At 61.4% G+C, this 19,288-nt stretch carries 23 protein-coding genes; 8 read left to right on the top strand and 15 right to left on the bottom strand.

The features are described 5' to 3' along the window. The first annotated feature begins 25 nt into the window (after positions 1 to 25). The 3 genes from AC097P_RS19870 to AC097P_RS19860 all read left to right on the top strand — a co-directional run bounded on the left by AC097P_RS19870 (position 26) and on the right by AC097P_RS19860 (position 4,358). Positions 26 to 1,339 carry a homoserine dehydrogenase gene (locus AC097P_RS19870; RefSeq protein ID WP_479612326.1) on the top strand — a complete coding sequence of 438 codons (1,314 nt, stop codon included), beginning with the start codon at positions 26 to 28 and terminating at the stop codon, positions 1,337 to 1,339. 63 nt (positions 1,340 to 1,402) lie between these two features. Continuing rightward, entirely contained in the window at positions 1,403 to 2,554 is a 1,152-nt protein-coding gene (locus AC097P_RS19865) for a GGDEF domain-containing protein (protein ID WP_479612168.1), read from the top strand. A gap of 88 nt (positions 2,555 to 2,642) precedes the next feature. Further along, complete coding sequence (locus AC097P_RS19860) at positions 2,643 to 4,358, top strand: M14 family metallopeptidase (protein WP_479612167.1); 1,716 nt, start codon at positions 2,643 to 2,645, stop codon at positions 4,356 to 4,358. On the opposite strand, the gene AC097P_RS19855 is transcribed toward AC097P_RS19860, so the two are convergent. The 5 genes from AC097P_RS19855 to AC097P_RS19835 all read right to left on the bottom strand — a co-directional run bounded on the left by AC097P_RS19855 (position 4,348) and on the right by AC097P_RS19835 (position 6,936). Continuing rightward, positions 4,348 to 4,689 carry a hypothetical protein gene (locus AC097P_RS19855; RefSeq protein WP_479612166.1) on the bottom strand — a complete coding sequence of 114 codons (342 nt, stop codon included), beginning with the start codon at positions 4,687 to 4,689 and terminating at the stop codon, positions 4,348 to 4,350. The genes AC097P_RS19860 and AC097P_RS19855 overlap by 11 nt on opposite strands. Further along, a complete protein-coding gene (locus AC097P_RS19850) occupies positions 4,686 to 5,057 on the bottom strand; it encodes a nuclear transport factor 2-like protein (RefSeq protein ID WP_479612165.1) in 372 nt (123 codons plus the stop codon). Before AC097P_RS19850 ends, AC097P_RS19855 begins: the two co-directional genes overlap by 4 nt. Then, a complete protein-coding gene (locus tag AC097P_RS19845) occupies positions 5,054 to 5,500 on the bottom strand; it encodes an SRPBCC family protein (protein WP_479612164.1) in 447 nt (148 codons plus the stop codon). The genes AC097P_RS19850 and AC097P_RS19845 overlap by 4 nt, the downstream gene beginning before the upstream one ends. A gap of 1 nt (position 5,501) precedes the next feature. Next, a complete protein-coding gene (locus AC097P_RS19840) occupies positions 5,502 to 5,879 on the bottom strand; it encodes an ArsR/SmtB family transcription factor (protein WP_479612163.1) in 378 nt (125 codons plus the stop codon). A 127-nt stretch (positions 5,880 to 6,006) separates the two neighbouring features. Then, positions 6,007 to 6,936: a LysR family transcriptional regulator gene (locus AC097P_RS19835; RefSeq protein WP_479612162.1), complete on the bottom strand. Its 930-nt coding sequence runs from the start codon at positions 6,934 to 6,936 to the stop codon at positions 6,007 to 6,009. Positions 6,937 to 7,019: 83 nt separating this feature from the next. On the opposite strand from AC097P_RS19835, the gene AC097P_RS19830 reads away from it, so the two are divergent. Both AC097P_RS19830 and AC097P_RS19825 read left to right on the top strand, forming a co-directional pair. Continuing rightward, entirely contained in the window at positions 7,020 to 7,862 is an 843-nt protein-coding gene (locus AC097P_RS19830; RefSeq protein ID WP_479612161.1) for a pirin family protein, read from the top strand. Between the two features lie 127 nt (positions 7,863 to 7,989). Then, positions 7,990 to 9,090, top strand: coding sequence for an alkene reductase (locus tag AC097P_RS19825; protein WP_479612160.1), 1,101 nt, complete (start codon positions 7,990 to 7,992; stop codon positions 9,088 to 9,090). A gap of 110 nt (positions 9,091 to 9,200) precedes the next feature. Here AC097P_RS19825 and AC097P_RS19820 read toward each other — a convergent pair whose 3' ends face one another. The 3 genes from AC097P_RS19820 to AC097P_RS19810 form a co-directional block, all read right to left on the bottom strand. Beyond that, positions 9,201 to 9,686, bottom strand: a complete 486-nt coding sequence (locus tag AC097P_RS19820; RefSeq protein WP_479612159.1) for a hypothetical protein — start codon at positions 9,684 to 9,686, stop codon at positions 9,201 to 9,203. A 136-nt stretch (positions 9,687 to 9,822) separates the two neighbouring features. Then, positions 9,823 to 10,077, bottom strand: a complete 255-nt coding sequence (locus AC097P_RS19815; protein WP_479612158.1) for a hypothetical protein — start codon at positions 10,075 to 10,077, stop codon at positions 9,823 to 9,825. 28 nt (positions 10,078 to 10,105) lie between these two features. Further along, positions 10,106 to 11,197, bottom strand: a complete 1,092-nt coding sequence (locus tag AC097P_RS19810) for a DNA glycosylase AlkZ-like family protein (RefSeq protein WP_479612157.1) — start codon at positions 11,195 to 11,197, stop codon at positions 10,106 to 10,108. 88 nt (positions 11,198 to 11,285) lie between these two features. Here AC097P_RS19810 and AC097P_RS19805 point away from each other — a divergent pair, with 88 nt between their 5' ends. Then, on the top strand, positions 11,286 to 11,903 hold the full coding sequence (locus AC097P_RS19805) for an alpha-ketoglutarate-dependent dioxygenase AlkB (RefSeq protein WP_479612325.1): 618 nt from the start codon (positions 11,286 to 11,288) through the stop codon (positions 11,901 to 11,903). A 44-nt stretch (positions 11,904 to 11,947) separates the two neighbouring features. Here the strand turns inward: AC097P_RS19805 and AC097P_RS19800 are convergent, their stop codons facing one another. Continuing rightward, on the bottom strand, positions 11,948 to 12,556 hold the full coding sequence (locus AC097P_RS19800) for a class I SAM-dependent methyltransferase (protein WP_479612156.1): 609 nt from the start codon (positions 12,554 to 12,556) through the stop codon (positions 11,948 to 11,950). 63 nt (positions 12,557 to 12,619) lie between these two features. Continuing rightward, positions 12,620 to 13,027: an OsmC family protein gene (locus AC097P_RS19795; protein WP_479612155.1), complete on the bottom strand. Its 408-nt coding sequence runs from the start codon at positions 13,025 to 13,027 to the stop codon at positions 12,620 to 12,622. Positions 13,028 to 13,209: 182 nt separating this feature from the next. On the opposite strand from AC097P_RS19795, the gene AC097P_RS19790 reads away from it, so the two are divergent. Then, on the top strand, positions 13,210 to 13,452 hold the full coding sequence (locus AC097P_RS19790; protein ID WP_479612154.1) for a hypothetical protein: 243 nt from the start codon (positions 13,210 to 13,212) through the stop codon (positions 13,450 to 13,452). An 82-nt stretch (positions 13,453 to 13,534) separates the two neighbouring features. On the opposite strand, the gene AC097P_RS19785 is transcribed toward AC097P_RS19790, so the two are convergent. The 5 genes from AC097P_RS19785 to AC097P_RS19765 form a co-directional block, all read right to left on the bottom strand. Beyond that, positions 13,535 to 14,113, bottom strand: coding sequence for a hypothetical protein (locus tag AC097P_RS19785; protein WP_479612153.1), 579 nt, complete (start codon positions 14,111 to 14,113; stop codon positions 13,535 to 13,537). Between the two features lie 61 nt (positions 14,114 to 14,174). After that, complete coding sequence (locus AC097P_RS19780; protein ID WP_479612152.1) at positions 14,175 to 14,900, bottom strand: hypothetical protein; 726 nt, start codon at positions 14,898 to 14,900, stop codon at positions 14,175 to 14,177. Positions 14,901 to 15,119: 219 nt separating this feature from the next. Continuing rightward, positions 15,120 to 15,950, bottom strand: a complete 831-nt coding sequence (locus AC097P_RS19775) for a tRNA-uridine aminocarboxypropyltransferase (RefSeq protein WP_479612151.1) — start codon at positions 15,948 to 15,950, stop codon at positions 15,120 to 15,122. 32 nt (positions 15,951 to 15,982) lie between these two features. Continuing rightward, positions 15,983 to 17,224, bottom strand: a complete 1,242-nt coding sequence (locus tag AC097P_RS19770) for a glycerophosphodiester phosphodiesterase family protein (protein ID WP_479612150.1) — start codon at positions 17,222 to 17,224, stop codon at positions 15,983 to 15,985. 55 nt (positions 17,225 to 17,279) lie between these two features. After that, on the bottom strand, positions 17,280 to 17,933 hold the full coding sequence (locus AC097P_RS19765; RefSeq protein WP_479612149.1) for an NADPH-dependent F420 reductase: 654 nt from the start codon (positions 17,931 to 17,933) through the stop codon (positions 17,280 to 17,282). Between the two features lie 115 nt (positions 17,934 to 18,048). Between AC097P_RS19765 and AC097P_RS19760 the strand changes: the two genes are divergently transcribed. Next, positions 18,049 to 19,002: a LysR family transcriptional regulator gene (locus AC097P_RS19760; RefSeq protein WP_479612148.1), complete on the top strand. Its 954-nt coding sequence runs from the start codon at positions 18,049 to 18,051 to the stop codon at positions 19,000 to 19,002. Positions 19,003 to 19,288: the final 286 nt, after the last annotated feature.

The raw sequence follows: 19,288 nt of genomic DNA, 5'->3' as shown, positions 1-19,288 counted from the left end.
TTTCCACGCTATGCCGCTGCACGCCATCGCGCCCCTGCGCGTGGGCATGCTGGGCCTGGGCACGGTGGGCATGGGAACCTACACGGTGCTGCGACGCAATGCGGAGCTGATTGCGGGAAGAACCGGCCGACCGATCGAGATTGCCATGGTGGCTGTGCGCAACCTGCAGCGTGCCGCCCAACTGGTGGATGAGGAAGATGTGGAACTCGTCGACGACCCCTTCCTCGTCGTCAACCACCCGGACATTGACGTCGTCGTAGAAGTGATCGGTGGCACCACTATTGCACGCGAACTGGTGCTGCACGCGATTGCAAACGGCAAACATGTGGTCACCGCCAACAAGGCGCTGCTGGCCGAGCACGGCAGCGCAATTTTTGCCGCGGCACAGGCACAGGGCGTTGTGGTCGCGTATGAAGGTGCCGTGGCCGTCAGCATACCCATCATCAAGGCGTTGCGCGAGGGCCTGACCGCCAACCGCATCGAATGGATCGCCGGCATCATCAATGGCACCACGAACTACATCCTGTCGGAAATGAAGGACAAGGGCGCCAGCTTTGCCGACGCGTTAACCGATGCGCAGGCCAAAGGCTATGCAGAGGCCGATCCTGCGTTTGATGTGGAAGGGGTGGACGCTGCGCACAAGCTGACGCTGCTGGCATCCAACGCCTTTGGCGTCCCCATACAGTTCGACAAGGTGTATGTGGAGGGCATCACGCAACTCGACGCAATCGACATCGCGTTTGCCGAGCATTTGGGCTACCGCGTCAAGCTGCTGGGCATTGCCAAACGCAATGCGCAGGGGCTGGAGTTGCGCGTGCACCCCACGCTGGTTGCCGCCAATCATCTGTTGGCCCAGGTTAATGGTTCGATGAACGCGGTCATGGTCAAAAGCGATGCAGCGGGTGTCACCATGTACTACGGCGCAGGTGCGGGTTCGGAGCAGACGGCATCGGCCGTCATCGCCGACCTGGTGGACCTGGCCCGATCCAGCGGTATGGAGCCTGCGCGCCGCGTGCCGTCGCTGGCATTTCAGCCCAGTGAAATCGTCGAACTGCCGGTAGCCAATATTGATGACGTGCAGACGGCCTACTACCTGCGTGTGGATGTTGCACAGCTATCGCGGACCTTGCCGCAGGTCCTTGGCTATCTGGCGGATGCGGGCGTGCGCGCGCGGCAAGTCGAAGTGCTTGACCATCCGCATGATGCTGAGCTGAAGGCGGTCGTCGTGTTGACGGAGGGGACGCAGCTAAGCTTCTTGCGTATTGCGATTGCAGGGTTGGAGCAACTGGCAACCGTGATGGGTTTTGTGAAGACGATTCGGATGGAACTGTTGACTTGAAACTGGCTTGCCACCGCGTAGTATCGGCCTGTCATACTCACATCATCCTGGGCATCGGAAACCATGAAGTTCGACAACGATCAGCGGCGCCGCAGTCTGCTTCTCAAGTACACACTCTTTGTGTTGCTGGCCTACGCCATCACCCAGGTCGCTACTTTGCTGGCGCTGCTGTTGGGACTGTCGTCGGTCAACTACGTTGATATCTTGGGGGTCAGCGGCCTCACATTCGGCGCATCCTTGGTCTTCGCGTTGTTGATCAAGTTCCAGAAAAGCGTTACCCCGCGGTTCACCAGTTTTGTGTTTTTTGGGCAGTTCGCGGTCTGGCTGGTGATGTACACCGTATGGTTGCTGGTGCTGCGTGAGACGCGGGTCATGGCGCTATTTTTTGCGTTGATGGCGCTAGCTTTTTCCTTGGCCCACACCCGGATGGCGCAATCCATTGCCATCACTTTCGGCACCAGCATCATCCAGATTGCAGGGTCTTTTTATGCTATCTACTTTTTGAAGCAGCCTGGGTCTTTTGCGCTGGAGGTTTTTTACACTTTTTGTTTTCTACCCTCTGCATTGTTCATCTGCGGACTCTCGGGTCAGTATGCAACGCAGCGCGTTGAAATCAAAGAAGCCAAACTTGCCGCGGAGCGCAACAGCGACGCACTGGCGGTGGAGATGGGCAAGGTGCAGGAAGTCAATGCCGAGCTGGAGAAGGCGCTGTCCCGCATTGAGGAATTGGCGATCCGTGATGAGTTGACCGGTCTCTACAACCGTCGCTACCTGATGGATGCGTTGGAGCGTGAGAAGACGCGGGCGGACCGAAGCGGACGCCTTTTTTCGGTGGTGATGCTGGACATTGACCATTTCAAACGTATCAACGACGGCTTCGGCCATATGCAAGGCGACGTTGTTTTGAAAGCGGTGTCCAAAGCCGCGCAGGAGGCGATTCGTGTCAATGATTTTTGCGCCCGGTACGGTGGTGAGGAGTTCCTGGTTGTGCTGGAAGAGTTGCCCGTTTCTGGCGCCAAGGCCTGCACCGAACGTCTGCGCCAGTCCGTTGAAGCACTCAAGTTTCCGGAATTGGGTGATGACTTCAAAGTGACGATTTCCTTGGGCTACACCCAGTACCGGCAGGCAGAGCCCGTGGCCCAGACGATTGCCCGGGCAGACGCCGCCTTGTACCGGGCCAAGAATTCCGGCCGCAATCGCGCTGAGTTTGATTGAGCGAAGACTTGCTTTCAAAACTTGGGGTGGTGCCTCTTGAGTGGCCAGCCCGGGTAGAGTATGGGTTGGCAACTACACACCCCAACCTATGTTTCGCACCCAATATCTAGACTACGCCGAACTCACCGCCCAGCTTTCGGCCTGGGCCACGTCTTACCCTGACTACGTGTCAGTGTCCAGCCTGGGCAAGAGCGCGCAGGGGCGCGACATCCCGCTGCTAACGATTGGGCGTAACCCGGAGCAGGCCCGCCCCGCGGTGTGGATTGACGGCAATATGCATGCCGTTGAAGTGTGCGGTTCCAGCGTCGCGCTGGCCATGGCCGAGGACGTGATTGCCATCTATGGTGGCAAAGATGAGGCCGGCGGCAAGCCCCTGCCCGCGCATATGGCGGAGGCGATTCGCAACACGCTGTTTTATGTGGTGCCACGTATGTCACCCGATGGCGCCGAGGCCATTCTCAAGACCGGGCGCTACGTGCGCTCCAGCCCGGTCAACGAGCGGGCCAACCAGTCACACCCGCACTGGGTGGCCAGTGATGTAGATGGTGACGGCCTCATGGCCACGATGCGCCAGCAAGACCCGCATGGCGAAGTGGTGGAGCTGCGGGGCGATGACGGCCAGCCTTTGAGCCCCCCGGTCATGGTGCCGCGCCTGCCGGAAGACATTGGTCCTTTCTACAAGCTGTACCCGGAAGGGCTGATCGCCAATTTTGATGGGCAGCACATTCCCGACCCCTACTTTCTGGGTGACAACCAGTACGACTTCAACCGCAATTTTTCTCACCACTGGAAGCCAGAGCCCGAGCAGGCCGGTGCCGGCCACTACCCCGGCAGTGCGCCCGAGACCCGCGCGGTGATGGACTTTGCGATTAGCCACCCGCACATCTTTGCCTGGCTGAACCTGCACACCTTTGGCGGCGTGGTGATTCGCCCCATGGGTGACAAACCAGACAACAAGATGGACCAGACCGACCTGGCTGTCTACAGGCAAGCCGAGGCGTGGACGACCGAACACACTGGCTACCCCACCGTGAGCGGCTTCCATGAATTCTTGTACGAGCCCGACAAACCCCTGCACGGCGATCTGGTGGACTGGGCCTACCACCAGCGCGGCTGCCTGGCATATGTAGTGGAGTTGTGGGACCTGTTTGCCCAATTGGGCATAGAACGCAAGAAGCCGTTTGTGGACCACTACACGCACCTGCAGCGCAAGGATTTTGTGGCGCTGTGGAAGATGGACCGCGACATCAACCAGGGCTGCATCTTCAAGCCCTGGCGCGCTGTCAACCATCCCCAGCTTGGAGCCGTCGAGGTAGGCGGTTACGACGGGCGTGTGGGTGTCAGCAACCCCCCGCTGGCAAAACTGGCCGAGACGTGCGCGGCACAAAGCGCGGCCTTCCTGCGCGTTGCGGCCCTGGTGCCCCGCATCCATGTGGAACATGCCAAGACCGAGAAGCTGGGCGACGCCCACCTGCGCGTGGAAGTCCGCGTGCGCAACAGCGGCTACCTGGGGAGTTACGGTTTGAGTTCCGCCAAGGGCCTGCCAATTTCGGAGAGCCTGCGCCTGACGGTGGAGGGCGGCAACTACTCCGTGGTGTCGCCCGCCGAATCGGTGCAGGACATGGGCCACTTGGACGGCTGGGGCCGGGGCTTGCACCACGGCATCAGCATCTTCATGCCGTGGACACGGGGCAACGTCAGCGAGAAGACGGTGACCCTGGTCGTCAAGGGCTCGGGTGATTTGCGCATCAAGGTCGGTAGCTGCCGGGTGGGCTGGCAAACCCTGGTGGTCGCTACCGATTGATCGCCGGATTTTTTCCGACGAAGGTATAAGCCGCTTGCGCCAGCGCTGGCCAGTCTCCCCGACCCATGGGGACCTCGCACCATTCGCGCATGCCTTTGCCCGTGCACTTGGGATCGAACCGGGTTCCCGTGCCGTTTTGCACCAGCGCGTCCACAGTGGCCGCTGGAAGCTTCACGACCAGATGACCATTGGCCAGCATCGCAAAGATGCTGCCGTGGATTTTGAGCACCGTATTGCCCTTGGCCCACCCCTCACTGCAGCTAAAGCCGGGCACGCTGGCAAACGCATCCACGATCGCCTGAAAGTCTTTGGGCAAGCCGGGTGCATTCACGGTGCGGCAAGCCCTGCGGCACGGATGGCGTGGGTGTCGTGCACCTGGCGCAGCCGGGTGATCTTGCCGCCCTGCACCGTGAAGTGCTCTGCAACCCGTATCGTGCCCATGCCCTGGACCTGCATGTCATACAGCAGCATAGCCTGGCTGTCGGATGCCAACTCTGCCAGCAAGTCGACACGGGTCACCATGTTGCCGAATTGGGTCAATGCCTGTACAAACGTGGCGGCATTGGGGTAATGGTTAACGGGTACCTCCACTGCCAGGGCCGGTAACAACTGTTGCGCGGCTACGGCGTAGTCTTTGGTCGTCCAGCCGCGGAAGTAGGCCTGGACGACGGCCAGTGGGGTGGGATCGGTTTGCATCATGGGAGCGCCTCCATTAGTTTTGACAGGTTTTCCAGGGCCTGGGCCCAGCCCACGGCGAAGCGTTGGCCGTCCAGCGACGCGGGGTCCACCGCGTGGGTGAGCTGCAGTTCGGTGGTGTGTGTGCCGGTGTCGCGCAGATCGATGCGGACCACGCTGTCCTGCACGCCCACGTTGGCCGAACGCCACGTGAAGACCAGGCGGTGCGGCGCATCGATGGCTATGTACTCGCCCTCGATGCGGGCAAAAGTCTGCCCGTCGCGCGCCATTTGCACGCTGTAGCGGCCGCCAATTTCCAGCACGTTGGTGGCAGTGGCTGTGCTGCTGTCGTTGTCGCAGCAGATCAACCACTGGGCGATCAATTCGGGGCGGCTGCAGGCGGCAAACACCCGTTCGATCGGCGCATGCAGCACCCGGGTCAGTGATACGGTGGCGTGTAGTGGCATTTCAGGTTTCGCTGGGCAACGGTGGTTGGGGTGCGCCATCGGCCAGAACGGTTTCCAGCGCGTCAAGCCGTGCATCCCAGAACGCGTACAGCGCGTCGATGGACGTGCGGGCGGGTGTCAGGGCATCGGGTTTTAATCTGCACCACTGCAGACGCCCTTCGCGCGACAGGGACACCAGCCCGGCCTTGGCCAGCACGCCCACATGTTTGGACACTGCCGCCAGGCTCATGTCGAAGTACGCGGACAACTGGGTCACCGTGCAGGGTTGCCGCGCGGTGTGCCTAAGGATGTCACGGCGGGGGCCGCTGCTCAGCGCGCGAAAGACCAGATCCAGCGACAGCGTTTCATTGTTAACCATGTGGTTGATGATAGGTTCCATACCGGCAACTGTCAACCATATGGTTGAGTAATCACGTCAGGCCGTATTTTTGCCCGTTGTTCTAATACGAACCGGGCTGTAGCCCTCGTGGAACGAGCGTAAGCCGCTACTGTTTTTGTAGCAAATTTTAGCCGGAAGCTGTGCTCCCGGTGAATGGCGGCAGTATCAGCGGTGCCAGCCGCTGCACCGTCATCTCCACAAAGGCCGTCACGGCGCGCGGTACGTGGCGGCGGCTGGGGTAGACGACATACAAGTTGCCAACGCTGCTGGCAATGCCTGGCAGCACCTCTACCAGTTCGCCCGAGCGGAAGTGGGGCTGCACCGACCCAATCGGCAGCAGGCAGATGCCCAGCCCGCCGATGGCCGCCTTTTTCAGCGCCGGGCCATTGTTGGCGCTGAAGCGTCCGTTCACGGTGATCTGCGTTGGGCCATCCGGCCCGTTCAGCCGCCACGTGGTGGGCCCGGCGGTCTGGCCCACAGCGCGTATGCAGTCGTGTGCGGCCAGGTCTTCCACGCTAAGCGGTGTTCCACGTGCTGCCAGGTAGGACGGGCTGGCCGCCAGTGCCAGGTAGCCGCTGGCCACCTTGCGGGCCACCAGGCTGGAGTCGGGCAGTTCGCCGCTGCCGCGAAAGGCGACGTCAATGCCTTCGCCAATGAAGTCGGCCATCGCGTCGGCCAGTACAAATTCCAGCTGCACGCCGGGGTAGCGGTCCAGAAACTCTGCAATCCACTCCATCTGGAAGAACTCAAAAAACCCGGCCGATGCCGCCACCCGTATGCTGCCTTTGGGGTCCTGGCTCTCGCCCGCCAGTTGGCTAGCGGCCGCCTTCAGCGCGTCAATTTGTCCTGCGCACTGGTCAAACAACGTGCGTCCTGCGTCGGTCAGCGTCAGCTTGCGGGTGGTGCGTTGCAGCAGCCGAGCCTGCAGCGCGTCCTCCAGCTGCGCGACCTGCCGGCTCAGCGTCGTGGGTGGCATGCCCAGTCGGCGCGAGGCCGCAGCAAAGCTGCCCGCCTGCACTACCTGCACAAAAAGAGCCATCTGGTTCAGATCCAGCATCATATTCCTAACAAAATTGGCATAGTCAATGCCGATTGTGGCATCTACTCAAGTAATGAGTGCGACCTTACGCTACTAGCACCATGAATGCACGCACATCCCTTCACCGCAATATTGTTCACAGCACCCGGGGTAGTACCCACGGGCCCATCACCCGGCTGGTCAGCCCGTCAGACCTGGGCCAGATGCTCAAGCCCTTCATCTTTCTGGACCGGTTCGAAGCGCCGGCCGGGGGCCAGCCGCCCGCCTTTGGCATGCACCCGCACTCGGGCATTGCCACGCTGACCTATCTGATCAGCGGCCAGGTCGGGTACGAAGACACGACCGGCGAACACGGCGCCCGCGGCACGCTGCCTACCGGTGGCGTGGAGTGGATGATGGCCGGTGGCGGCGTGTGGCACACCGGTTCACCTATCAACTCCGAACGTGTGCTGGGCTTTCAGCTGTGGGTAGCCATGCCGCCGCAGCTGGAGTTGGCCACCGCGCACAGCATCTATTTGGGGCCGCAAAGCGTGCCACTGGCTGGCCCCGCGCGTGTGCTGCTAGGCAGCTATGGTGGGCAGACCAGTCCCATCCCCGCACCGTCTGACATCAGCTACCTGGCCGTGCACCTGGTGGCGGGCGAAACCTGGCGCTTTGAGCCACCCGCCGGGCATACCGTGGCATGGGTGGCGGTGGGCGAGGGCGCGTTGAGCGCACCCACCGCACTTGCCACCGGTGACCTGATCGCATTTGATGAATCGGGCGGGGCTGTCACCTTTGAAGCGCAGACTGATACAGCCTTTGTGCTGGGCTCCGGCGTGCGCCATCCGCATGACTTGTTCATGGGACCTTATTCTGTACACACCAGTGCCAATGCATTGCAGCAGGGGCAGCTGGGCATACGCCAGCGCGCCCATGTACTGCGCCAGCAAGGGCGGCTGTGACCATCAACACAGCTATCGCCCTGAGAGTTTTTTTCAATCGATCGGCGAAGCGCGGTGCACTTGCAATCGGGCACCGTAGCGCAACCTGTTTTGTTTCAACCTGACCTCGATAACGGAGTTTTTTCTTATGACCCTTGCTACACATGCCACCAGCCTCTTCGAACCTTATCGCATGGGCGGCATCACGCTTGCCAACCGTTTTGTCATGAACCCCATGACACGCTGCCGTGCTGATGCCACGGGCACACCCCAAGACCCTATGGCTGAGTACTACGGCCAACGCGCCACGGCTGGCCTGATCGTGACCGAGGGTATTGCGCCGTCTGCCAATGGCAAGGGTTATGCGCGCATCCCCGGCCTGTGGAGCGATGAACAGGTGCAAGCCTGGAAGCCGGTGGTTCATGCCGTACATGCCAAGGGCGGCAAAATTTTTGCACAAGTGATGCATACCGGTCGGGTCAGCCACGCGGCCAACATGGAAGCGGGCACCAAGATTCTGGCCCCCAGCGCCGTGGCGCTGGCCGGGCAGATGTACACCGATGCAGCCGGACCGCAAGACTACCCCGTACCGCAAGAGATGACCGAGGCCGACATCCTGCAAGCCAAAGCCGAATTTGTGCAGGCGGCCAAGAATGCCATCACCGCGGGTTTCGACGGTGTCGAACTGCACGGGGCCAACGGCTACCTGCTGGAGCAATTCATCAGCCCCACGACCAACCTGCGTACCGATGCCTGGGGCGGCAGTATTGACAAGCGCATCAAATTTGTTGTCGACGTGGCACGTGAAGCCGCCGCGGCGATTGGTGCCGACAGGCTGGGCATTCGCTTGTCACCTTATGGCACCAACTCCGGCATGGTGGCTTACCCCGAGGTCGAAGAAACCTACTTGAAGCTGCTGGCCCAACTGGCCGATGCGGGCCTGGTCTATGTGCACATTGTCGACCACGCTGCGATGGGCGCGCCACCCGTGCCCGCCGCATTCAAGCAAGCCCTGCGCAAGGCCTGGCCACGCACCTTCTTCATTGGCGGCAGCTTTGAGCTGGCCTCGGGCCAGCAGGCGGTCAACGATGGATTGGTAGATTTAGTTGGCATCGGCCGCGCATTCGTGTCCAACCCAGATCTGGTGCAGCGCTTCCAGAAGGGCCTGCCGCTGAACGCGCCTGATATGGGTACGCTGTTTACACCCGGTGCCAAGGGCTACACGGATTACGAACGGGCCGCTGCTTAAGTCAGAACAATCGGACCACAAGGTCCGAGCGCACATAAAAAAAGGACAGGTCAGACCTGTCCTTTTTTTGATTTGTTCGCAGGCGAGGCCTGCGAACAAAGGTGTGCAAATTACTTGCTACCAGCTGCCTTCACATCGGCCTTGGCTTCTGCTTTCACTGCGTTCGTCTCAACCTTGGCAACGCTCTTGTCAGCAACAGCGTTGGTCTTAACGGTCTCTACCTTGGCGTCTGCCTTGATGGCAGTCTTGTCCATTTTTGCGTCAGCATTGGCGCTGGTTTTTTCTGCTTTGGCAGTGGCCTTGGCTTTGTCTTCAGGGTCAGCCTTGGCAACGTGTGCCTTGGCTTTGGCTTTGGTGTGGGCAGACTTGGTTACGGCCTTGGTCTTCTCTTCAGAGGCTTTGACTTCTGCCTTCTCAACTTTGGCGTCGGCCTTGGCGTCAACCTTGGCTTCGCTTTTCACTGCAGCGGCAACTGCTTTTTCGGCCTTGGCTTCTGCCTTCATCACAGCTGGTGTGGCAGGGGCAGGTGCAGAGGCTTGTGCAAAAGCAGCGCCGGTAACCAGAGTAGCGATCAGAGTAGCGAGCAATTTATTCATAAAAGTCCTTTTGAGTAAAACATGTTGTCATCAAACAAAGGCTTGGTGATCCCTGCTACAACGTAGCTCGCGATCATTCGGATGACACACATTTCTTTCAACGGCGCGCTTATCGCAGATCTCCTGCTGCCGCTGCCTAGCGTTTCAACACAGACCAACCTGCGTGGCGGTTGACCTTGTTGTTTTCATATTCCCAGATCGTGCCGCAGCGCTCGCAGCGGTATTTGGTAATGGTTACCGAGCCATGCTTGTGCGCCACCATGCGGTGTGTGCCTTGCATCAACTCCGGATGCCCCTTCGCGCGGCGCCAATGTTGCTGCACACTGGTGCAGGCTTCGCACATCTGTGGGGTGATGGTGGGCTCGGGGCGTGGGAGTAAATCTTGGGGCATGGTACTTGGGTTGCGTATCTGTGAATGATCAGATTGTCGCCGGTAGGTGTAAGAACGCCCGCAACTGCTCAAGCTCCGCTTGCAGCGCGTGCCGATACGCCGCATCACGTGGCGGTTTGCCTGCTACATAACCTATGTCGGTTTGCAATGCGCCATCTACTACCGCCACATTGCCCCAACCAATCACCTTGTCGTGCCACAGCAGCGGCAGCGCGTAGTGGCCGCGCACCCGTTTTGGGGCAGGCGTATAGGCCTCGAATCGATAAGCCCATCCCCATAAGTGTTCGAAGCGGCGACGGTCCCAGACCAGCGGATCGAATGGGGCCAGCAGGCGCACACATTCCTGGGCCGCGTGGCGGCGAGATGTAGGGTTCTCGCTAGCGGGCCAGTAGTAGGTGAGGCCTTCCACCGTGCCACTTGCCAAACGCTCCTTGGCACGCACCAGCGCATCGCGGCGCAAGTGTGCCCACTGCGGCGCCCCACCGCGCAGGTGGCTGACCAGCTCGCCCAAACTGCGCTCGGGCAGCGGCGCGTATTTGTTGACGATGACGTCGATCAAGGCGTCCATGGCTTGCTCGGGGTCGGGCACGTCCTGTGCGATGTCGCGTACAGCATAGGTGCGCACGCCGCTGGCGCGCGACGCGATGCGCAGCAGGCCGCGGTAGTGCATGTCGTTCAGCAGATCGGTGCTGGCATTGCCGGAGCCTCCAAACCAGTTCTGCGTCTTGCCGTGTGCGAAGTGCGCGTCCACCGCACGCGGGTGTACGACGCCGTGTGCGTGCACAAAGGCCAGCACCGCGTCCATCTGCTTTCGGCGCGCTGCAGGCAGTGGCGTGCGTGGCGTGCGCGGGTGCATCAGCGCGTGTGTGGCACGCGGCACAAAGCCGTAATTGACGAAGAAGTCTTCCTCTATGCCCAGCTTTGCATAGCGCCGCTCCAGATCACCCGCTCGGTAGCCCTTGACGCGGTGGCGCAGCGTCAGGTCCTGCGCGCGCGCCGGGGCTCGCAGCGGGTCGGCTTGCACAAAGCCGAGTTTGGCGATTGCCCTGGGTAGCGTGGTCGGCGCAAACAGCGTGCGCGCCACCGCGTAGCGGCGCAGGGTTTCCAGGGTGATGGGCATGGCATTTGTCCGTCTAAAAATACTGTGTAAAAATACAGTATATGTTCGGATTTTGCAATCCACAAGCCCCGCTCAGACTCCACTCATGATCCCCTTGGACCTTTTCGAAGACCCACCACCCGAGGCCAATGCGCTGCGGGTGTCGCTGGCCCCTGGCGCAGTGCTGATGCGCGGGTTTGCGCTGGGTGTGGATGCGCAGCTGCTGCAGGCCGTGGAGTCCGTCATTGCCCAAGAGCCACCGCGACATTGGCAGATGCCGGGCGGCGGCATGATGTCGGTGGCGAGTACGCGCTGCGGACCGGTGGGTTGGGTGCCGGGTGAGCGTTTGCCCGATATGCCGGCCTGCCTGATGGACTTTGCTTTGCGTGCCGCGACCGCGGCTGGGTACCCCCAATTTGTGCCCGACTCCTGCTTGATCAACTACTACGCCCCTGGTGCCAAGCTGGGCCTGCACCAGGACCGGCACGAGTTCGACCTGCGTGCGCCCATCGTCTCACTGTCCATGGGCCTGCCTGCCGTGTTCCAGTTTGGCGGCTTCCAGCGCAGCGACCGTGCGGATCGCTACCGGCTGGTGCATGGCGATGTGGTTGTCTGGGGCGGGCCGGCGCGGCTGCGCTTCCACGGCGTGCTGCCGGTCAAGGATGGCGAGCACCCGCTGGTGGGGCGCAGGCGGTTGAATGTGACGTTTCGCAAAGTGGCTCCGTAACGGACCTGCAACGCAATTGCTAGAGCCACAGGTATGGCGAAGCTTTATCGCCCGTCTGAGCGCTCCAGCGCAAACACCGGCAGGTCTGCCTTGCGGCTCAGCCACACCCCGCCACCCAGTTCGATAAAACCATCGCTCAGCCCCTGGCGGTACAGCTGCGCCCGGTGCTTGAACAAGCGTGGATCGGTCAGTGTCTCGTCGACGATGTCCTGCTCAAAATCCTCGCGCGCTACGGCCTCCACATACAGCGCGCCGGTGCTGAGCCGGCCCAGGTTGTGCATGGCCTGCTTGGCGTCTGCCGCACTCAGGTAGGGCAGCACGCCCTGGCAGATAACCAGGTCAAACGGCGCCTTGGCCGCGTAGTCCACGACCGATCCGCGTTCCCATCCAAAGCGGTTACACAGATATTCGCTGTACTCCACTCCGTGGAACTCGGCATGCGGGTAGTGGCGCTTGATCACATCACGCCACAGCCCGATGCCGCAGCCCACGTCCAGCACGCGGCGCACTGGCACGCGGATGAACTGCAGGTAGCTGCACACAAAGGCGCCCAGACGGGCTACGTGTTCCGTATCCACAACGCTGGTCTTCTTGTCGAAGTAGTAGCGCTGGTAATAGGCCTCGTCAAACAAATTCTTATCGGCAGATTGCACGCCTATTCCTTCTTCTATTCCTTGCCACTTCGGGAGTGTGCGGCTGCAACGGTTGCGGGGTAGTTATGTGGCACGTTCCACTGTGGTGGTTACTTCAGTGGTCACCGTGGTCATCAGTTTGTGTACGGGGCATTTTTCAGCCACAGCGGCCAGCTGCGCAAATTCTGCATCGCTGAACGGGCCGCTGATCACCACCTTGGTGTGCAGCTTGTAGATGCCTGCCCGCTCCTGGCTGTCGTCGCTGGTCACCTCGGTGCGGATGTCGTCCACGGCAATCCCCTTCTTCTTGGCAAACCACATCAGGCTCACGGCCTTGCATGCGCCCAATGCCGCGTCGTACAGCTCGTGCGGGCTGGGGCCCTCGTCGCCGCCACCGTCGGCTATCGGTGCGTCGCTGGTGAACTGGTGTTGGCGTACTGACAGGCTTTGGGCCATAGGGGCGCCGGGCTTGCGATGGAGTTGTATGGACATGGGTAAGTGGCTTTCGGGTGGCGGGGGAAGCGTCTTCCATTCCAGTGTAAGCCGTGCGCTGGCTCGGCCAAGCTGTCGGCTAAGCGATACGTTTGCCTACGCAGGTTTGCTGAAACTTTACCGTTGCAGTGTCGACAGGAGCCCATCGCTGGGCGTTGTACGGGGACATTAGGAGGAACTCCATGCAACGTAGACCCATTCATTACGTAGCGGCCATTGTCGTTTCCGGCGCCGTTCTTTCGCTCGGCGGCTGCATCGTGGTGCCCACCAGCGGCGCGGAGACCGCTTACGTCGCACCACCTGGCGTCGTATACGTGGCGCCCACCTACGCGACGCCGGGCCCGGGGTACGGTTGGCGGTACCACGCGCACTATGGCTGGGGCTGGCGCCACCCGGGGTATGGTTGGCATCGCGGCTGGCGCTAGACACGTAAAAAAAGCACCGTTGATCAACGGTGCTTTTGAGGGCAGTGTCTACATGACAGTGCCCGAGGTTGCCGTGTCCTCTTTAGTTGCGGTCGTTACGCGCGTACCGACCACCAGTGGTCATGGTATCGCTGTTGTTCCTGCTGCCGCTGGAACCGGTGCCCATGGTGCCGTTGTTGCCCATGGTGTCACTGCCACCCGTATTGCCGGCAGTAGAGCCACTGTTGGTATTGCGTCCACCGCCGCTGGTTCCGCTGGTGTTGCCTTGGCTACCAGTGCCGCTGCTGCTACCGCTGCCAGATGTGCCGGCCGTGCTGTTGGTACCGGACGTGCTGTTGGTGCCGCCGCTGCTGTTCATGCCATTGGTGCTGCTGCCGCTAGTGCTATTCGTACCACCAGTGCTGGCTGAGCCACCGCTACCGTACGTACCGCTGTTGCCAGTCGACGCGCTGCCGCTACCCGAATTGCCGCTACCAGACCCTGTGCCTGTATTGCCAGAGCCGCTGGTCGAGCCACCGGTTGAGCCAGTGGAGCTGCCGGTTCCGCCGGAAGAGGATCCGCCAGAGACACCTGTTTGGGCTTGGGCGAGGCCCAAAGCCGTGACAGCCGCTACTGCGGCAATCACTGTGCCGATGCTACCTACATGGATAAGTTTCTTCATGGTCTAACTCCTTGGTTCAGTTTTAAAGACAAAGTGCATCTGGAACAAATGCACCAGGCAATCACCTTGCGGCAATTGGCGTACCCGCGGCCAGTGGCCAATGGAATACTTGGCTGTCGGTCTTCACTTCTGGCAACACATACACGTTGGATTTGGCTGTGTGAAAGATTGGCGCTACGTATTCATCAAAGAACGCAGCGGGCACATTGATGCAGCCGTAAGAGATACGGTTGTCTTCTGCCGTGGGGGTGGCCAAGCGCTCCATACGCTGCTCTGCGGGGTTGGTGGCGCGCACGCGGTGCATGGAGATGGCCGCGTCGTAGTCCACCCACACAATGTCTTCGCCTTTGGCGTTGCGTCCCTCCTCTGCCAGAAACTTGCCGGCAGGCGTAGTGCGCTCAAAAGGCTTGATATCGGCAATGGCGCGCTGGCCTATGCCGGGCACGGAGTCATCACCCTGGGCGGCCCCCAGCAACACCGGGGAGTTGGCACGCAGCGAGCCGTCACCATTAAAGACGAAGAGTCGCGCGTTGACCTTGTCCACCATCAAAAAGGGTTGCTGCTGGTGATCTGCCGACCCCACGATCTGGTCAGCCACCTGGTGGACGTGTAGCGACGCATCCTGGTCCAAAAAGTTGGCGTGGGCCAGTGGCGTCGGGTTGCGCAAAGCGCCCCACCATGCGGCTTGGGTGTGCGGTGCGGCCACGAAGAATGCCAGCACCAAGGCCAGTAGCGCCATAGCGGCCAGCACCAGCCAACGGCGTGGTTTGGATTTTTCTGCAGTCATGTGTATTCCTTGAGCGGTGCCTATGTGCTCCTCCGGGCAATTTGTGTTCCCGCATGCGCAGGCATAAATCCGGGCTAGATGTCGGCGCTGAACGCCCGCGTGGCGAGCCCAGGTGGGTAAAACTTGCCGAAATACTTACCTGCAGCCGGAACCACATGCCAAATCGGCCGCTAGCCCTCGTGCAGACGGCGTAAGCAGCTACTAAAAAAATAGCGGGTTCTAGGGGACCTGATTGGCCAGACTGCGCAGCCGCACGTGCGCGTCGCCGTCCCACTCTGCCGGCAATTGGCTCTTGGCCCGCAGGTAGTGGTGCGTGAACACATCCAGGTAGGCCTCTAACGTCTCAGCGGCATGGGGCTCGCCCGCCAGGTCCAGGCACAGTGCCGCCACCTCGCTGGTGCAGAAGTGGTCATCACGGCGGGAGCGGCGCAGCTTGTAGCGCGAGATCTGGTCTGGGGCCAAGCTCAGCACTGGCAGTTTGTCCAGATATGGGCTCTTGCGGAACATCTTGCGCGCTTCTGGCCACGTGGCGTCCAGCAAGACGAACAATGGACGCCCCCACGCTCCGCCGCTACGCGGGTCGCTGCCCCCACTGGGGGCTAATTCCCCTTGGGGCGGCCCGGCGGGGAATTGCCCTGATTCGTTGTTGTGTTCTTTCAACTGCGTGACGACCCGCTCGGCTGCAACAAACTCCCCCGGGAACACCACATAGGGCTGCCACTGCGGATCGGCCAGCAGGGCTAGCAGCGCGGGGTCTACCTCGGTGCGCGCCCAGCCAAAGGCGAAGGTGTCGGCAATCACATCGGCAATCAGCCAGCCCGTGTTGCTGGGTTTGAGCGCCTCAATGTCGGCCATGATCAGGCACACGCCAGCCCGTGTCGCCACCACCGGACGTACCGCGCACAGGCAGTGGCTCGTCACCATGCGGCAACCCGCACAGCGCGGCTGGTCAGAGCCGCCGCGGGCGCGGAAGGGCTTGGAGCTGCGGGCCAGGCGGGCGGTGCGCAGGCGAGAGACGGCGTGGGGCGATGTAGCTATTTCGTGGGGCATGCTGTGCGCATTGTCCCGCGTCGCTGTTCAGCCTATTCCAAACCCATGCAATTCGCGTAATACGTCACCGTGGCCGGCCAATCCGAGAAGATACCCATAATGCCCACGTCCTTGGCCAGCACGTCCAGCGCTTGCAGGATGTCGCCTTCGCGGTTCATGGCCGAGTTGACGGTCTGGTAGTACCAGCCGCCGTGCCCGCTGGCCATCACGCCGGATCGCTCCAGGCTCCAGGTGATGATGTTCAGGCCGGCGGCCTTGGCGTTTTTGGCGTAGGTGGATGCAACCAGCTTGCCGTCCTTGTTCACATCCAGCAGCGCAAAGATGGGTGGCGCCACGATCTGGATGCCGTCTTTCTTGTAGCTGTGCAGCTTCTCCAGGCTGGGCAGGTCGGTGATCTTTGCGGGTTCATCCAGAAACACCGCCTGCTTGCCAAACGCGGGCTCGGCCTTGATCCAGTACAGGATGTCGGCCTTGCTGAAGGATTGGGCAAACACGTGGCTGGCCGGCACCTTGGCGTCTTTGTAGGCATCGATCATCTTCTGCGCATAGGCCTCTTGGCTGAAGCCGTCAAACGGCATGGTCACCACAGGGGCCTTCAGCTCGGGGGTCATATTGACGCCGAGCCGAGTGAACAGCGCAATGCTCTCCTGGTGCGTCATCAGCGTGCCGCTGGTGGGGCCGGCATACAGGTCGGTGCGCCAGTTGGCGGTGCCGCCCAAGAACTCTTGCGCCGTGGTGGCCTTGGGGTTGGACGCGTCCATCTTGCCGCGCAAGGTCTTGAACTCGGCCAGCGTGATGTCGCTGGTGCGGCATTCGGCCGATGCGGGCGTGTTGGTGGCCGCGTCATACGGCGTGAAGGGCTTGGTGCACTTGGCGGCCAGCGGTGTCACCAGAATATTGGTCGTGGTGTGCAGGTCGTTTTGCGCGTGGCGGCAGACCAGCTCTTTGTCTTTGGTGAAGGTCACGTCGCACTCCACAATGCCCGCGCCCATGCGCGCCGCTGCTTCGTACGACTCTTTGGTGTGCTCGGGGAACATCATCGCCGCGCCGCGGTGGCCGATGGAGAAGGCCGTCTTCTTGAACGGCCCGTTGCCGCAGCTCTGCAGCTTGGTCTTGAGCGGGCTGTCTACCATGTCGTTCACCAAAAAGTAGGGGCGTGGCCCCAGCTGGATGTTGGTGATCTTGTTGGTACTGTCTTGCGCGATGGCAGAGAAGCTGCAAGCCAGCAGCAGGGCAGACAACATAGAGGCGTGGGTTGCGTGTTGGTGTTTCATGCCCAACATGCTAGCCCACGCCCATTACAGCGCCGTGAAGTGGCTTGGGTAGCGCCTACCGCGCCGCTACCGGCTTCACCAGTTTGAACGCATGCGCCCACTCATTGCGCAGCAGGCCGGGTATGCACCACAGCATGCACAGCGGCTCAATCGCTCGGGCGGCGGTGGCGGCGCCCATGTCGGCGCTGTCCCAGCCCACGCTGTTCAGCAACTTACTAACCGTGGCCTTGGCGGTGGCGTCGTTGCCGGCAATGAACATCGTCGGTGCGCCGCCTTCAAACTGCGGGTCGATCATGAAGCCGCTGCCCACCGAGTTGAACGCCTTGACGAAGTGCACGGCCGCAAACTCGGCTTGCAGTGTCTCCAGCAGCGACTCATTGGGGCCGGTGAAAAACTGCAGCACGCCGTTGACCGGTGGCGCATCAGCAATCGGGTTGGTGGCGTCGATGACCACCTTGCCTGCCAGCGCCTGCGCGCCAGCCGCTTTGATGGCTGCCACTGCCGCGTGGCCTTTGACCGCCAGCACAACCAGTTCACCAAACGCTGCCGCGTCGGCAAAGCTGCCTACTTGCGCGGCGCTGTTGGCGGATTTCCAATCCGATAGCTTGGCGGGGTTGGAGGTGCCCAGCAGTACCTGGTGGCCCTTGGCTGTAAAGCCTGCGCCCAATGCTTGGGCGACGTCGCCAGAGCCAATGATTCCGATTTTCATGGTGTGTTCCCTTTCAAGGAGTGGTGTTGCGATGGGTGAACTGTAGATTTGCCACGGACAAAGAAAAATTCATCAATGGTTATTTGATTGATGAGCAGAAGTTGATAATTGCGCTATGAAAAATCTCCAAGGCCTGCTCGCGTTTGTCGAAATTGCCGCCAGTGGCAGCATTACCGCCGCGGCTGACCGCCTGGACCTGACGGCCGCTGCGGTCAGCAAAAGCCTGGCCAAACTGGAGCAGCAGCTGGGCGTGCGGCTGTTGAACCGCAGCACCCGGCGCTTGTCGCTCACGCAAGAGGGCAAAGGCTTTCTGGACGATGCGCGCCAGGCCCTGCGCCTGCTGGACGAGGCCGTGGCCGGGGTGTCGCAAGCCGCCAGCACACCGGTGGGGAGGGTGCGCATCTCGGTGGGCATGGCGTTTGGCCGGCGCTGGGTCTTGCCGGCACTGCCCGCCATCAGCGCGGCCTACCCCGGCCTGACCATCGACGTGGATCTGGACAACCGCCCGGTGGACCTGGTGGCCCAGGGTTATGACATTGGCATCCGCGGCGGGCTGATTGAAGACTCCAGCCTCATCGCGCGGCGCGTGTGCGCGCTGCCGCTGGTGCTGCTGGCCAGCTCTGACTACCTGCGCACGACCGGCGTGCCCCGCACGGTGGAATCACTGGCCCAACACCGTTGCGCCGGCGTGCGCCTGAGCAGCGGGCCGCCTACGCTGTGGGCATTCAAGCTGCCAGACGGAAGCCGTGCGGAACACTCCCCGCAGGCCCAACTCACCGTCAATGACCCCGAGGCCCTGATCGATCTGGCACTGGCGGGGGCAGGCATTGTGCAGGGCGGCCTGACCCACGCGCTGCCGCACCTGCGCAGCGGCGCCTTGCAACTGGTGCTGCCCGGCCTGCACGACCCCGGTGTGCGCGAGGTGGTGGTGCACTATCCGCACCGGCGCTACCTGGCGCCGCGCGTGCGTGTGGTGGTGGACGCGCTCATGAACCATTTCGCCGCCAGTGCCGACATGCATTTGAGCGTGGAAGGCATGGTGCGAGACTATCCACAGCTGGTGGCTTAGGCCTGGTGGACGAGCTGGTAGCAACCCGCCGCAACGGCCACGGCCGAGTGCGCCGTCGCCCCAAAATTTGTCGAATGTGTAACAGACGTACGTTTTGTCAATACGCCGATAAGCCTCATTAAACCTGCCGTTGGCGCTACACATATAGGAGCATCGCAAAAGTTACAAACATTTAGTAACAACTAAGAGATAGTCCGGCTACATTCAACTTTTCTACGCGGGCTTTCTAGCCGGAAGCCACCACCGTCATGTCGCACGAGCACGCAGGCCGCCGCAAATTTCTTAT

Source organism: Rhodoferax sp. ZS1R8 (assembly GCF_056521325.1).
This window is presented reverse-complemented; position numbering and strand designations above follow the sequence as displayed.

Coding starts and splice junctions, on each gene's coding strand:
- AC097P_RS19850 (WP_479612165.1), bottom strand. CDS start 5,057: ATGATGCAAACCGATCCCACCCCACTGGCCGTCGTCCAGGCCTACTTC.
- AC097P_RS19845 (WP_479612164.1), bottom strand. CDS start 5,500: ATGCCACTACACGCCACCGTATCACTGACCCGGGTGCTGCATGCGCCG.
- AC097P_RS19830 (WP_479612161.1), top strand. CDS start 7,020: ATGAATGCACGCACATCCCTTCACCGCAATATTGTTCACAGCACCCGG.
- AC097P_RS19840 (WP_479612163.1), bottom strand. CDS start 5,879: ATGGAACCTATCATCAACCACATGGTTAACAATGAAACGCTGTCGCTG.
- AC097P_RS19760 (WP_479612148.1), top strand. CDS start 18,049: ATGAAAAATCTCCAAGGCCTGCTCGCGTTTGTCGAAATTGCCGCCAGT.
- AC097P_RS19765 (WP_479612149.1), bottom strand. CDS start 17,933: ATGAAAATCGGAATCATTGGCTCTGGCGACGTCGCCCAAGCATTGGGC.
- AC097P_RS19825 (WP_479612160.1), top strand. CDS start 7,990: ATGACCCTTGCTACACATGCCACCAGCCTCTTCGAACCTTATCGCATG.
- AC097P_RS19785 (WP_479612153.1), bottom strand. CDS start 14,113: ATGAAGAAACTTATCCATGTAGGTAGCATCGGCACAGTGATTGCCGCA.
- AC097P_RS19780 (WP_479612152.1), bottom strand. CDS start 14,900: ATGACTGCAGAAAAATCCAAACCACGCCGTTGGCTGGTGCTGGCCGCT.
- AC097P_RS19820 (WP_479612159.1), bottom strand. CDS start 9,686: ATGAATAAATTGCTCGCTACTCTGATCGCTACTCTGGTTACCGGCGCT.
- AC097P_RS19775 (WP_479612151.1), bottom strand. CDS start 15,950: ATGCCCCACGAAATAGCTACATCGCCCCACGCCGTCTCTCGCCTGCGC.
- AC097P_RS19770 (WP_479612150.1), bottom strand. CDS start 17,224: ATGAAACACCAACACGCAACCCACGCCTCTATGTTGTCTGCCCTGCTG.
- AC097P_RS19865 (WP_479612168.1), top strand. CDS start 1,403: ATGAAGTTCGACAACGATCAGCGGCGCCGCAGTCTGCTTCTCAAGTAC.
- AC097P_RS19810 (WP_479612157.1), bottom strand. CDS start 11,197: ATGCCCATCACCCTGGAAACCCTGCGCCGCTACGCGGTGGCGCGCACG.
- AC097P_RS19790 (WP_479612154.1), top strand. CDS start 13,210: ATGCAACGTAGACCCATTCATTACGTAGCGGCCATTGTCGTTTCCGGC.
- AC097P_RS19860 (WP_479612167.1), top strand. CDS start 2,643: ATGTTTCGCACCCAATATCTAGACTACGCCGAACTCACCGCCCAGCTT.
- AC097P_RS19795 (WP_479612155.1), bottom strand. CDS start 13,027: ATGTCCATACAACTCCATCGCAAGCCCGGCGCCCCTATGGCCCAAAGC.
- AC097P_RS19815 (WP_479612158.1), bottom strand. CDS start 10,077: ATGCCCCAAGATTTACTCCCACGCCCCGAGCCCACCATCACCCCACAG.
- AC097P_RS19835 (WP_479612162.1), bottom strand. CDS start 6,936: ATGCTGGATCTGAACCAGATGGCTCTTTTTGTGCAGGTAGTGCAGGCG.